The sequence below is a fragment of the Marinifilum fragile genome (assembly GCF_963677365.1).
Classification (GTDB): domain Bacteria; phylum Bacteroidota; class Bacteroidia; order Bacteroidales; family Marinifilaceae; genus Marinifilum; species Marinifilum fragile.
In genome coordinates, this window is the sequence record NZ_OY781962.1 from 1,000,192 (window position 1) to 1,012,228 (window position 12,037).

At 35.6% G+C, this 12,037-nt stretch carries 11 protein-coding genes; 4 read left to right on the plus strand and 7 right to left on the minus strand.

What is annotated here, in order from left to right:
- Positions 1–186: 186 nt before the first annotated feature.
- Positions 187–501: a putative quinol monooxygenase gene (locus ACKPCA_RS03750; RefSeq protein ID WP_321281488.1), complete on the plus strand. Its 315-nt coding sequence runs from the start codon at positions 187–189 to the stop codon at positions 499–501.
- Between the two features lie 416 nt (positions 502–917).
- Here ACKPCA_RS03750 and ACKPCA_RS03755 read toward each other — a convergent pair whose 3' ends face one another.
- Entirely contained in the window at positions 918–1,514 is a 597-nt protein-coding gene (locus ACKPCA_RS03755; RefSeq protein ID WP_321281490.1) for an acetate uptake transporter, read from the minus strand.
- 702 nt (positions 1,515–2,216) lie between these two features.
- Between ACKPCA_RS03755 and ACKPCA_RS03760 the strand changes: the two genes are divergently transcribed.
- The gene (locus ACKPCA_RS03760) at positions 2,217–3,302 is read left to right on the plus strand and encodes a hypothetical protein (RefSeq protein ID WP_321281492.1); all 1,086 of its coding nucleotides are present in this window, start codon (positions 2,217–2,219) and stop codon (positions 3,300–3,302) included.
- A gap of 37 nt (positions 3,303–3,339) precedes the next feature.
- On the opposite strand, the gene ACKPCA_RS03765 is transcribed toward ACKPCA_RS03760, so the two are convergent.
- The 3 genes from ACKPCA_RS03765 to ACKPCA_RS03775 all read right to left on the minus strand — a co-directional run bounded on the left by ACKPCA_RS03765 (position 3,340) and on the right by ACKPCA_RS03775 (position 6,611).
- Complete coding sequence (locus ACKPCA_RS03765; RefSeq protein WP_321281493.1) at positions 3,340–4,962, minus strand: AMP-binding protein; 1,623 nt, start codon at positions 4,960–4,962, stop codon at positions 3,340–3,342.
- Between the two features lie 201 nt (positions 4,963–5,163).
- Positions 5,164–5,631: a hypothetical protein gene (locus tag ACKPCA_RS03770; RefSeq protein WP_054720135.1), complete on the minus strand. Its 468-nt coding sequence runs from the start codon at positions 5,629–5,631 to the stop codon at positions 5,164–5,166.
- 2 nt (positions 5,632–5,633) lie between these two features.
- Positions 5,634–6,611 (minus strand): Gfo/Idh/MocA family protein, encoded by a 978-nt coding sequence (locus ACKPCA_RS03775; RefSeq protein WP_321281496.1) that lies wholly within the window; start codon positions 6,609–6,611, stop codon positions 5,634–5,636.
- 236 nt (positions 6,612–6,847) lie between these two features.
- Between ACKPCA_RS03775 and ACKPCA_RS03780 the strand changes: the two genes are divergently transcribed.
- Positions 6,848–8,161: a cysteate synthase gene (locus ACKPCA_RS03780; RefSeq protein ID WP_321281498.1), complete on the plus strand. Its 1,314-nt coding sequence runs from the start codon at positions 6,848–6,850 to the stop codon at positions 8,159–8,161.
- 51 nt (positions 8,162–8,212) lie between these two features.
- On the opposite strand, the gene ACKPCA_RS03785 is transcribed toward ACKPCA_RS03780, so the two are convergent.
- The 3 genes from ACKPCA_RS03785 to acs form a co-directional block, all read right to left on the minus strand.
- Positions 8,213–8,653, minus strand: a complete 441-nt coding sequence (locus ACKPCA_RS03785) for a C-GCAxxG-C-C family protein (RefSeq protein WP_321281499.1) — start codon at positions 8,651–8,653, stop codon at positions 8,213–8,215.
- Between the two features lie 56 nt (positions 8,654–8,709).
- On the minus strand, positions 8,710–9,477 hold the full coding sequence (locus tag ACKPCA_RS03790; protein WP_054720145.1) for a patatin-like phospholipase family protein: 768 nt from the start codon (positions 9,475–9,477) through the stop codon (positions 8,710–8,712).
- Positions 9,478–9,591: 114 nt separating this feature from the next.
- Entirely contained in the window at positions 9,592–11,505 is a 1,914-nt protein-coding gene (gene acs, locus ACKPCA_RS03795) for an acetate--CoA ligase (RefSeq protein WP_321281500.1), read from the minus strand.
- A gap of 209 nt (positions 11,506–11,714) precedes the next feature.
- On the opposite strand from acs, the gene ACKPCA_RS03800 reads away from it, so the two are divergent.
- Complete coding sequence (locus tag ACKPCA_RS03800; RefSeq protein WP_321281502.1) at positions 11,715–11,939, plus strand: hypothetical protein; 225 nt, start codon at positions 11,715–11,717, stop codon at positions 11,937–11,939.
- The last annotated feature ends 98 nt before the right edge of the window (positions 11,940–12,037 follow it).

Consider the following 12,037-nt stretch of genomic DNA (forward strand, 5'->3'; position numbering starts at 1 on the left):
GTAAGAATTAGATAATGGTAATAGTGGCAACAATTGAAATGAAGGAAGTTGCTAAATAAGTGGATTTTTAAAATGAAAACACCTTACTGGAAAATTCTAGTGAGGTGTTTTCTTGGCTTTGAAGCTTTGAGATTGTGGTTTTTTCCTTAAGTTTGATTTGAAATCATAAAAAATCAAATTAGACAAATGGAAATCAGAAAAAACGAGACACAATTGGTGTGTATCGCCAAATTTATAGCCAAAGAAGGTGAAGTTGATCAGTTGATCCAGAATCTACATAAATTAATTCCAATGACAGTGCAAGAGGGTGGATGCCTTCGTTACGAATTAAATCAATGTATTGATGAGCCAAACAGAATCACTTTCATCGAAAAATGGTACGATCAGGTAACTTTTGATGCGCATTGCAATAAGCCATATATTGTAGAATTCTTTAATGATGGTAAACCACATCACGTAAAAGAGTTTGAAGTGACATTGCATAAAGAGTTGTTGCCGTAGGGAAGTCTCAAGTTAAAAAATAGTATGGTGCTTTGTTTGATGATCTTCCCCTTTTAGGGGAAGTGCCAATAGGCGAAGGGTGAGATAGTACGAAGTATATTTTAAACATATATGGTACTTGATAAAGACAGCATTAATGCTGTCTTTACAGCAACTTCAAATGGTAAATCCAAGGCATTGACTTGGATCATAAATGCCTTTATAACTCAAAAGGAATCAATAAAAAAGGGAAATCGGATACAATCTAATTTCCCTTTTTCTATTTTATAATAGAAGAATAAACGCTGCTTATACCGATTATTAATTAGTATGAGCCATTTGTTCGCACTACTCCAAATGCCTAACTAATTATATATCGGCATTTCAGTTTAATATTTCACAGTTTCGCTTAAGCTCACTCTGAAATTTAAATGGTATTATTTTGTTGCAGGGCTTAATTCTTTTTCTCCAGCTTTAAGCCACGCTTCGCCAACACCTAAAATGGTTCTTCCTGCAACACCATTAATAATAATGGCTGCCATCATGTACCAAGCTGCAAGTGCACATACAATTAATACGTAAGCTGCAGCTGTATTCATAGCAGGGAATCCAAAGTGGCCTAAATCCAAAAGGATAAACCCAAGTAATAAAATACTAAAGGTAGTTGCCATGGCTCCATGAATGAATAGTGAAGCAATCCATAGAAGCATTGTGAAGAAAGTGTAAGCAAGAAGGAAGAAGCCAACATCAGTTCCTGAAGATTTATAGATACCAAAGTGGTTCAATACCCATATAATTCCGATACTGATCCAGAAAGCTCCGTAAGCAGAAAATGCTGCAAAACCGAAGTTGTTACCATTTTTGTGTTCTAATAAACCTGCGCACAATTGTGCAATTCCTCCAAAAGCAAAACCTACTGCCAATACTGGACCTAATCCGCATAGTCCTAGGTTATGAAATTGTAATAAAAGGGTACTTAACCCAAAACCTCCTAATCCGACAACTGCCGGATTTCCTAAATTTACGTTGTTCATCGCTTAGTTAATTTTATCCTAGATTGAGCGGCAAAACTAAGAAAATGCAAAACAGCTATTTAAAGCGATTTATAGTTTAAAAACATATCTTCTATGCAATATTTTGTTTTGAAAAATGTAAGTTCATGATCAACAGTATTGTGTAAGTGGTGTGAGCCTTAATATAGCTTGCTGTTGTGTTGTATAATAGTGGTTGTAACAACTAGATTAATAGATTTTTATGCAAAAATAAACCCCATGATTTGATCCTGAAGTTTTAAATAAAATACTTGATACTCATTTTTTTGGAGTATCACTCATGTAGAAAGTGATTTCACCACCATTTATAATGTCAGCGTGCTTTAGAGTGTAGTTGGTAAGAACTTTACCGTTTTATTCAACTTTTTCCTCAAAAACATTTTTCTTCGATTGATTTATTGTATTCACAAAAAATTGGTTTCCATTTATGAGGAGTGAATTTTTGTTGTAACAAAGATGGATAGATAAATACTTAAGTTTGGTTTGAGGATGGTGAAAGTAACTCCTGATTGCAACAAGTTTAATCCTTTTTATTAATGGTTGCATAAAGTATTGAATAATGGTGATTTGTTTTGAGGAAAATATTTTGTATAGAATTTCAATATCCTTAATTTAGTCTTTCTGTTAAATTTAGTTTTTATAGTAAAAAACCTTAGATATCACTTTAAACCAATTATTTTAAAAATGAGGAAAATTCAATTAATCTTATTTGCTGTAATTATTTGTATTGGCAATAACGCTTTTGCTCAATATTCGAGCAATAAATTTATGGTAAGATCAGGCTATGTGGGAATGAAATTGGACGGTGCAACTAAAGGGCAGCGTTTGATATGGTTTGATGATTATGGAAAACTTTACAAAGAAGAGGTAAAGTCCGAAACAAAAGTTAAAGTTTTTGGAATTGAATCATCTGAAAAAAAGCACACATTAAAGATTGTCAAGGATGGTGTGATTTATGATGTTAATCAATTGAATCATACAGGAACAAAATTGGAAACCGGTATTTTACCCGAATATTATTCAGCTTTGGAAAACATGTCGGATGCTCAGAAAAAAGAGATTGCGGATGAATTGTTGGAAGCCTTTGGAGGCCAAAGACTAGGTACTTCAGAATTTTTTAACAGAAGCTGTGAAAAAATTAAGGTTTTAGGTGCAACAGTTTGGATTTATAAAGGAGTTGTTTTAAAATCTGAGGCAAAAATGATGGGCATTGAGAACCATGAGATTGCGCTTAAGTTTGATGAGAATATAAAAATTCCATCATCAACTTTTGAGGTGCCTGAAGATATAAGTTGGAATGAACCTGAAATGAGATTGGGCCAATCGTTAGACATGTTTGCAGGAGAGGAGATGGAGTATGATTCAGATGATGAAGAAATATTTCCAGTTGAATATCCATACAATGAATTTCAGGATGCTGTTGGGAAAGTAAAGTACAGCAACTTTAAAAAATCAGCAGTTTTTAATGTAGACGGACAATATATTGCGTCTTTTACAAAAACAATGACGGAAAACTTTACCATTGTTGCAAGTTCTGATAAGGATATTGATTCGGATAAAGCGAAAGAGGAATTGGCAACTTACAGTCATTTTACACATCAAGGGAGAAAAATGCATTTTGGGGATGCCATTGATGATGATGGAAGCAATTTGAATGCTTCTGCATTGATTATTGAGTATCCTTCAGAAGATATGCTTATATCCATTGTGAGTATGCCAAAAATGACAAAATCTCAAGCCTTAACAATTGCAGATCAACTAAAGTTTTAAAATAAAATCCCGGCTCTAAACTGAGCCGGGATTTTTTTTATCGTCCAACCAATTCTAGTTCACGACTGGATATCTCTCGCATTTCTACTTTTCGAATTTTTCCTGTAACCGTTGTTGGAAATTCTTTTGTGAATTTAAAGTACTTCGGAATTTTGTAGGTTGCAATTTGTCCTTTACAGTACTCGCGAAGTTCATCTTCACTGACAGATTTTCCTTCCTTGAATTTAATCCAGGCCATTACCACTTCGCCATATTTGTAATCAGGAACGCCAATTACATATACTTCACTAATAGCCTCGTGTGTATGCAAATATTCTTCAATTTCGAAAGGAGAGATGTTCTCACCACCTCTGATAATCATGTCTTTAATTCTACCTGTAATGGTAACATAGCCTTCTTCATCCATACTTGCTACATCACCAGTATGCATCCAACCTGCATCGTCGATAACTGCTTTGGTTGCTTCTGCGTTGTTCCAGTATTTTAACATTACTGAATAGCCTCTGGTGCAAAATTCACCACTTTCTCCTCTGGGTACTATTTTACCGCTTGTAGGATCAATGATTTTGATTTCCTGATGAGGGTGAACGCGACCTACTGTGCTTACTCTTTTATCCAATTGGTCATCCACGAAAGTTTGAGTAGAAACAGGAGAGGTTTCCGTCATTCCGTAGCAAATGGCAACGTCTTTCATATTCATTTTTTCTTGTACCTCGCGCATCGCTTTTTCAGGACACGAAGCTCCGGCCATGATACCCGTTCTCAAACTACTCATGTCGTATTTTTCGAAGTTGGGATGTTCCAATTCGGCAATAAACATTAGCGGAACACCATACAAAGAGGTGCATTTTTCATCCTGAACTGTTTTTAGAACCGTTTCTGCCTCAAAAGCTTCGCCCGGAATAATCATTGCCGAACCATGCGTAATGCAGGCAAGGTTTCCTAGTACCATTCCAAAACAGTGGTAGAAAGGAACAGGAATACAAACTCTATCTTTTTCTGTGTAATGCAATCTTTCACCGATAAAGTAACCATTATTCAGAATATTGTGATGGGTTAATGTGGCTCCTTTGGGAAATCCTGTTGTACCAGATGTGTATTGAATGTTAATCGGATCATCAAATTGTAAAGTAGCTTCAATGTCTTCAACTTCTTGGGTAGAGATTCTTTTTCCAGCTTCAATTAAAGCTTGCCAATCTCTATCAAGAATTACAATTTGCTTTAGGTGGATACAGGATTTACGAACTTCCTGAATGATTTCAAAGTAATTTGTCTTTCTAAAGTTTTTGGACATGATTAGCAGACTAATCTCCGATTGACGCAAGGCAAATTTCAATTCTGATGCTTTGTAGGCTGGATTTACATTGACCAATATGGCGCCAATTCGGGCAGTTGCAAATTGCACGATTACCCACTCGTGGCGGTTTGGAGACCAAATCCCAATGCGATCCCCTTTTTTTACACCAAAAGCTAACAGGCCTTTTGCGATTTCTTCAATTTGGTTCCAGAACTCTTGATAGGTGGCACGATAATTTTGATAAGGAACAACTAAAGCTTCTCTGTCTGGGAATTGCTCCACGGTTCTTCTTAATCTTTCAGTAATGGTTTCGCCTAAAAGTGGCATTTCTGAGCTACCATGCTCATACGATAGTTTATTCATGTTTATGGTTTTGCGCAGGAGAATTATTTCAATTCACCTGGTTTAAGATTATTAACAAAACCATCTTTTGCTCGAAAGAAAATTTGAGCACTTTGATTAGGAAGTAAATTTAGTTGTGTGATTTGTGTGAAATCGGCTGCAAGTTATAAAAATTGAGACTAGAAAGAACTTCTTTATAGAATAAATTGTTGGGATAATTTCTTAATCTTCCCAAACAATGGTCTTCATATCTTCCCAGAACGGTCCAAATTGAATTTCCGAAATTTTTCCATCATCCAACCAAAGGTGCAGATTTTCATTTGGGAAGTAGATTAATTCATGAGTAGGAAATTCTTCGGAATCAGCCTTTTCAAATTCTGGTTTACTGAGCTGAAAAAGATCTAGTTCGTCCAAAAGGTTACGCTTTGATAATCCTATTTTTATGAAGTTAAAGATGTGATATTGTGTGTGATATATTGAAATATAGCTCAATCTGAACTGATCAACAGATTCAAAAGTAAAACTTAATCCTTTGCTGTTATAAAATAGGGTAATACTGTTTTCACTTGGAGAAAGTGAATATTCTCCAACTTCATCAGCTTTACCCAATATTTGTTCAATTTCAGCCTGCATCATTCCAAAATTGACTCCAGAGATGCCTTTGCCTAATATGATTTCGTTTTGGTCCATATTCAATTTTCAAAAGGATATTTTAATTTGATCTGATCTCTAATTTTATCAAGAGTTGATAATATTTTTTTGCTCTTCCAAATAGGAATAACTGAACTTTCCAATCTGCCTTTTTTAATTAGTTCTCCAACTGCATAGGCTTCGTAGTTGTACCCCATCTCTTTACTTTCATCTTCAAACTCCAATACTTCATCATCAACAATTAGTTTGGTTTTTTTTGCCATCCAAAACTTCGGAATCTCAATGCGGCCTTTGGTACCGTAAATAACGGCTTCATTCTTCATATTAGAGCGAAAAGAACTGGAAATTTGTGCCAATCCACCATTCATATACTTCAACTGAATGCTATTGTACTCGTCAACACCAGTATTGCCTATATGTGCTAAACTTTGAATGGTTTCTATCTTGTCATTAAAAATCAACTCAGAAATGGCAACACCATAAATTCCTATATCAAGTAATGCACCACCAGCTAAATTGGGATTTGCCAGCCTGCCTTCTTTGTTCATATTACCAATAAAACCAAAACTTACCTGCAACTGTAGCACATCTCCTATTTTACCCGAATGTATCCATTCCATGGTTTTTAATATGGCAGGTAAATAATAGGTCCATATGCCTTCCATAAAGAATAAGTTCTTTTCTTTTGCCAAGCGACTTAATGCTTCAAATTCTTCAGAATTAACACAAACCGGCTTTTCGCACAGCACAGCTTTGCCATTGTTAAGACATAAGCTTGCATGTTCAAAATGAAAGTTGTGAGGAGTGGCCACATAAACAACTTGAATATCTGGATTCTCCATCATCTTTTCGTAGGATGAGTAAGAGTGTTTAATATTATATTGACTTGCAAAATGATTTGCTTTTGCTTCTGAACGAGAAGCTACAGCAATGATTTTACCATTGGGTACAACTTTAAAATCATTTGCAAATTTACCTGCGATCTTTCCAGCCCCTAAAATTCCCCAGTTTACTTTCATTGTTCTTTATTTTGATTATTAAAGATATGATTTTGCAAAAAACTTTACATGAAAACGAATAAATAATTTTTAGTAATTATTCCATTGCAATAATAAATGTAAAAGAAAAATGAAGAAAATGTTACCAATATGTTTTAATAGGGAAACACGATTTAGCAAGAGTAAAAAGAGGATAAAAACTTTATCAATACAGTAAAATCACTATTTTTACATCTTCAAAATCAATACAAGTAAAAATGGCAAAAGATTTTCGACCAACCGACTATATTTTGGAGTCGTTAGAAACAGGCAAGAGATTTGAGGACGAAGGATGGACTCTTGATGCTCCCGGTGAAGACAAACCTTGTTTAATTAGAGCAATTTACGATAAAAAACAGATTGAAGTAAAAGATCATTCTTTAGGAATTTATAAATTCTCCGATTGGTTGCCAGTTCACAAAACATTGGATGGATCTTCTGCACCTGCAACCTACAAGAGTGAAGGCTTGGCAAAGTATCTTGGATTGAATAATCTTTACATTACTTTTAGTGGATATTGGCCGGAAAAAGGAGCTAATTTCAGAACTTGCTCTTTCAAAGAAACTGAAGCTTACTCGGTTGGAGGTCGTTTAAATGATGATAATAATATTTTGGTAGTGGCATCGGCTGGAAATACAGCAAGAGCATTTGCCAGAGTATGTTCAGATAATGATATTCCATTGCTATTGTGTGTACCGGAAGACAATATTAATGCACTTTGGTTTGATGAACCAATAAAGGACAATGTTAGACTTATAGTTACCAAATCGGGAAGCGATTATTTCGATGCGATTCACCTTTCGAATTTAGCGTGTCAACTTGATGGGTTTATTGCCGAAGGTGGAGCTAAAAACGTTGCTCGTCGTGATGGTATGGCATGTACAGTTAATTCAGCAGTTACCGAAATAGGCAAGATTCCTGATTATTATTTTCAGGCAATTGGATCGGGAACAGGTGCAATTGCTGCCTGGGAAGCAAACCTTCGTTTTATTGAAGATGGAAGATTTGGTTCTAACAAAATGAAATTAATGGTTTCTCAAAATACTCCTTTCTTGCCAATGCACGACGCATGGAAAGAAGATTCAAGAGAAATGTTGCCATTGGATGATAATTTGGCGAGAAAACAAGTTGAAGAAATTACAGCCAAAGTATTGTCGAATCGTAAGCCTCCATACTCGATTGTTGGAGGATTGTACGATGCAATGAAAGATGCTGGTGGAGATGTGCTAAAAGCAACAAATGAAGAAGCAGCTGAAGCAGCTAGAATCTTTGAAGAAACAGAAGGTAATGATATTCATCCGGCAGCAGCCGTTGCAACAGCAACTCTTATTAAATATGCCAAAGAAGGCAAATTAGACAAGGATGCTTGTGTAATGCTTAATATTACAGGTGGAGGAGAAGAACGCTTTAAGAGAGAAAAAGAAGTGGTTTATTTAAAACCTTCCCATGTTTTCGATATCAATCCTGATTTGCGTGAAGTGAAGGATGTGATGGAAAAACTTTTCAAGATGGAAATTGATACAATAGTATAAAACGAAGAAAGCAGGCTTTAAGCCTGCTTTTTTTATGTCTGTTTTTTTCTTTTAGTTGATAAGCGCCAGTACAATATCAATTGAATCGCTTATGCATTTTGAGCAAATGGATTCTTTGGTATTGTTATCTTTACAATATTGTTGACCTTCTTCAGTATTTAAGTCACATTTTATAATGTCTCTGCAATCCAAAGATTCATGTTGTTGTGTAAATCTTCGATTAAACTCTTGTATCATCGATCTGTTGTTATCCGTTTGCAAGTTATGATTCGAATACTTTTCACAATTATGAATTCCGATAACCATAAAAGCACCGGTAACTGCACCACAGGTTTTTTGTAGTCGTCCCATTCCTCCTCCAAAACCACTGGAGATTTGAAAAGCCAAATTGTCGTCGAATTTGTATTGATCTGAGAATGCAAGTAGAACGGATTGAGCACAGTTCATTCCAGATTTAAAGCTTTCAATTGCTTTTTCCTTTGTTGTAATCATAGTGGGGTTCATTACTTATTTTATAGGCTTACTTAATTGGTTGTTTAAAGATAGCTTTATTGATTGGATTTAAAGTCCTCAAAAGGAGGGATTTCCAAATTTTTAGTGTATTCATATCCCAATTCAAAAATTTCTTGCGCTTTGTTACCATTCAATATTTCGTAATCGCGTAAGCCAGTAGGTTCGATAAGCAGCGAGCATTTATCTTTATGCCTGATAATATTGGAGTGAACACCAAGTTGAAAAGTACGTGAAGCTATTTGAACCAGATTATCGAACTTTTCTACCTTTTGAATCGGACTTACATTCACGGCAATAATAATATCGCACTTATTGATTAGAGGAGATATGGGAAGATTATCAAAAAGCCCTCCATCAACATACATGATGTCATTCATACGAACTGGCGAAAATAAAACAGGAATACTCACTGAGGCCAATAAATATTTTAATAAGTCACCTTCTTTAATGTATTCAACTCGTCCATCATTTAAATTGGATACTGCAATAAAAAGAGGAATTTTTAGATTCTCTATCTTTTTGGTTTTGATGTGCTTTTGGATTTCCTTTTCAAGTCCAACCAAACTAAATAAGCCATGTCGGGGATACTGCCATTTTGAATAGGCCATTACACCCTTGTTTTTTAATGCTTTTAATATTTTGGAATAAGAAAAACCTGAGGCAATAAAGGCTCCAATTAGTGCACCAGCACTAACACCTGAGATAATATCAGGTTTAATGCCTTTTTCTTCCAGTGCCTTTAAGACACCCAGATGAGCAAATCCTCTTGCTCCACCACCTCCAAGAGCAATCCCAATTTTCATGTGTGTACAAATTGAATTATAAACTTAAAATAATAAATTGCGATAAGATTGTCCAGTCTTTAAGCAAGAATTACCAAAAAAAGATCATTCGGTATGAATAATCTTTTGTGTCTTTTAATCTTTACCATTTTCCAAGGCTCCTTTTATGATTTCTTCCACAACGGAGGTGTCAAGAAGAGTTGATATATCACCAAAGTTGTTGTAGTCCCCTTGTGCAATTTTCCTTAAAATCCTTCTCATAATTTTTCCAGATCGTGTTTTAGGAAGAGATTTAACCAATTGAATTTTATCAGGTTTGGCGATGGGTCCAATGATTTTTGTAACCCCTTTTCGAACGCTTGTTTTAATACCTTCTTCACCTCCTGTCGAAAGAGAACCGCAAACTACAAATGCGTAAATGCCTTGGCCTTTGATATGGTGAGGGAATCCAACAACGGCGGATTCGTTTACCAATGGATGCTCATTGATTGCATTTTCGACCTCAGCTGTTCCCATTCTATGTCCCGAAACATTAATTACATCGTCAACTCTACCTAGAATTCTGTAGTATCCATCTTCATCTCTTTTAACACCATCTCCCGAAAAGTATAGGTTTTCGAATGTACTAAAGTAAGTTTGCTTGAACCGTTCATGATCACCCCATATGGTTCTTAGCATTCCCGGCCAAGGATATTTAATACATAGATTTCCTTCTACACTTTTTCCAGATAATTCATTTCCATCACCATCAACTATAATGGGTTGAATACCTGGTTGTGGTAGAGTGGCAAAGCCTGGTTTGGTAGGAATAATTCCAGCAATTGGGCTAATGGAAATTCCTCCTGTTTCGGTTTGCCACCAGGTATCCACAATAGGACAACGATTTTTTCCAACATGATCGTGGTACCAGTGCCAGGCTTCTTCGTTTATTGGCTCTCCAACTGTGCCCAAAACTTTTAAGCTAGACAAATCTTTGTTTTCAACATACTCTTGTCCCATTGAAATTAAAGAACGAATGGCAGTTGGTGCAGTGTAAAATTGTGCAACTCTATATTTGTTTACGATGTCCCAATATCTTCCTGCATCAGGATAGGTAGGAATGCCTTCGAACATTAATGTTGTAGCTCCATTTAGCAACGGTCCGTAAACAATGTAGGAATGACCAGTAATCCAACCAATATCAGCGGAACAGAAGTAAATATCACCATCGCTATATTGAAAGACATTTTTAAAAGTATAGGCAGAGTATACCATGTACCCACCACAGGTATGTACAATGCCTTTGGGTTTATCTGTTGAACCTGAAGTATAAAGAATAAAGAGAGTATCTTCGGCGTCCATAATTTCAGCCTTGTTGTCTTCATCGGCATTGGCCATGGCCTCGTGCCACCATATGTCTCTTGGCTCACTAAATGAAACATCAGTATTGGTTCTTTGAACCACCACTACTTTTTCAACTGATGAACAGGTATCCAAGGCTTTATCAACGATGTCTTTTATAGGAATTGTTTTTTCACCCCGATAACCTCCATCCGAAGTAATTACCAATTTTGCTTCTGCATCATTAATTCTATCGGCGAGTGAGTTTGCCGAGAAGCCTGCAAATACAATGGAATGTATTGCCCCGATTCGTGCACAAGCCAGCATCGCAATTGCCAGCTCAGGAATCATTGGCATATAAATGGCAACTCTGTCGCCTTTACCAATACCAAGACAAAGCATTACATTGGCAAACTTTTTTACTTCAAGGAAAAGCTCATTATAGGTAAGTACTCTATTTTCATCATTTGGTTCATTGGGTTCCCATATGATGGCAGGTTGATCTCCACGAGTAAACAAATGACGTTCGAATATATTTTCGGTAATGTTCAACTTACCGTTTGTAAACCAATTGACTTTTGGTTCGGTAAAATTCCAATCCAGAATTTTATCCCATTTCTTACGCCAAAAGAAACTTTCTGCAATCCTACTCCAAAAAGCTTGGGGATTTTCTACACTTTTTTGATATTCGTGAATGTAGCCACCCAGAGTACTAATCTTATCAATCATGATCTTTTATTTTGGTTATTAGTTTAAATCTAAATAACTAAATATATGAAATTCTAGATTGATTGTCCAGATCTTATATCTATTCAGAAAAATACTCTTATTTTTTTGGAAAGATTGTATCTTCAAACTCTTAAAATGAGAAGCGATTGAATCATGTGACTTCCTCCTGATAGTTATGAGGATGGTAAGTGAAAGAAAATTATAAACAGATGAAAAACAAAAAAACACTAATAATTATTCTTCTAATTGTTTTGCTAATCTCAGTAGGAGCAATTCTATTGATTAACAATTCCGATTTACTTGTTAATTTCGATAATAATACGGTATCCTTGATAAAACAATATCTTAAGGTGACAGGATTTTTAAGTATTATGGGATTGGTGTATTTACGCATGAATAATGGAAGTAAGGCCAAAAGTGAGGAGATAGAATAGAATGAACCGGCAGAATTTTTCTGATAAAGGGACTACGGAAAAATTCTGCCGCTTCGGCTAACCACTAACCACTACCAATGTAGTACTTTTGTTCCTGT

What these genes read in the sequence shown, in the direction of transcription:
- ACKPCA_RS03755 (WP_321281490.1), bottom strand. Translation starts at nt 1,514, where the DNA reads ATGAACAACGTAAATTTAGGAAATCCGGCAGTTGTCGGATTAGGAGGT.
- ACKPCA_RS03785 (WP_321281499.1), bottom strand. Translation starts at nt 8,653, where the DNA reads ATGATTACAACAAAGGAAAAAGCAATTGAAAGCTTTAAATCTGGAATG.
- ACKPCA_RS03800 (WP_321281502.1), top strand. Translation starts at nt 11,715, where the DNA reads ATGAAAAACAAAAAAACACTAATAATTATTCTTCTAATTGTTTTGCTA.
- ACKPCA_RS03765 (WP_321281493.1), bottom strand. Translation starts at nt 4,962, where the DNA reads ATGAATAAACTATCGTATGAGCATGGTAGCTCAGAAATGCCACTTTTA.
- ACKPCA_RS03775 (WP_321281496.1), bottom strand. Translation starts at nt 6,611, where the DNA reads ATGAAAGTAAACTGGGGAATTTTAGGGGCTGGAAAGATCGCAGGTAAA.
- acs (WP_321281500.1), bottom strand. Translation starts at nt 11,505, where the DNA reads ATGATTGATAAGATTAGTACTCTGGGTGGCTACATTCACGAATATCAA.
- ACKPCA_RS03760 (WP_321281492.1), top strand. Translation starts at nt 2,217, where the DNA reads ATGAGGAAAATTCAATTAATCTTATTTGCTGTAATTATTTGTATTGGC.
- ACKPCA_RS03790 (WP_054720145.1), bottom strand. Translation starts at nt 9,477, where the DNA reads ATGAAAATTGGGATTGCTCTTGGAGGTGGTGGAGCAAGAGGATTTGCT.
- ACKPCA_RS03770 (WP_054720135.1), bottom strand. Translation starts at nt 5,631, where the DNA reads ATGGACCAAAACGAAATCATATTAGGCAAAGGCATCTCTGGAGTCAAT.
- ACKPCA_RS03750 (WP_321281488.1), top strand. Translation starts at nt 187, where the DNA reads ATGGAAATCAGAAAAAACGAGACACAATTGGTGTGTATCGCCAAATTT.
- ACKPCA_RS03780 (WP_321281498.1), top strand. Translation starts at nt 6,848, where the DNA reads ATGGCAAAAGATTTTCGACCAACCGACTATATTTTGGAGTCGTTAGAA.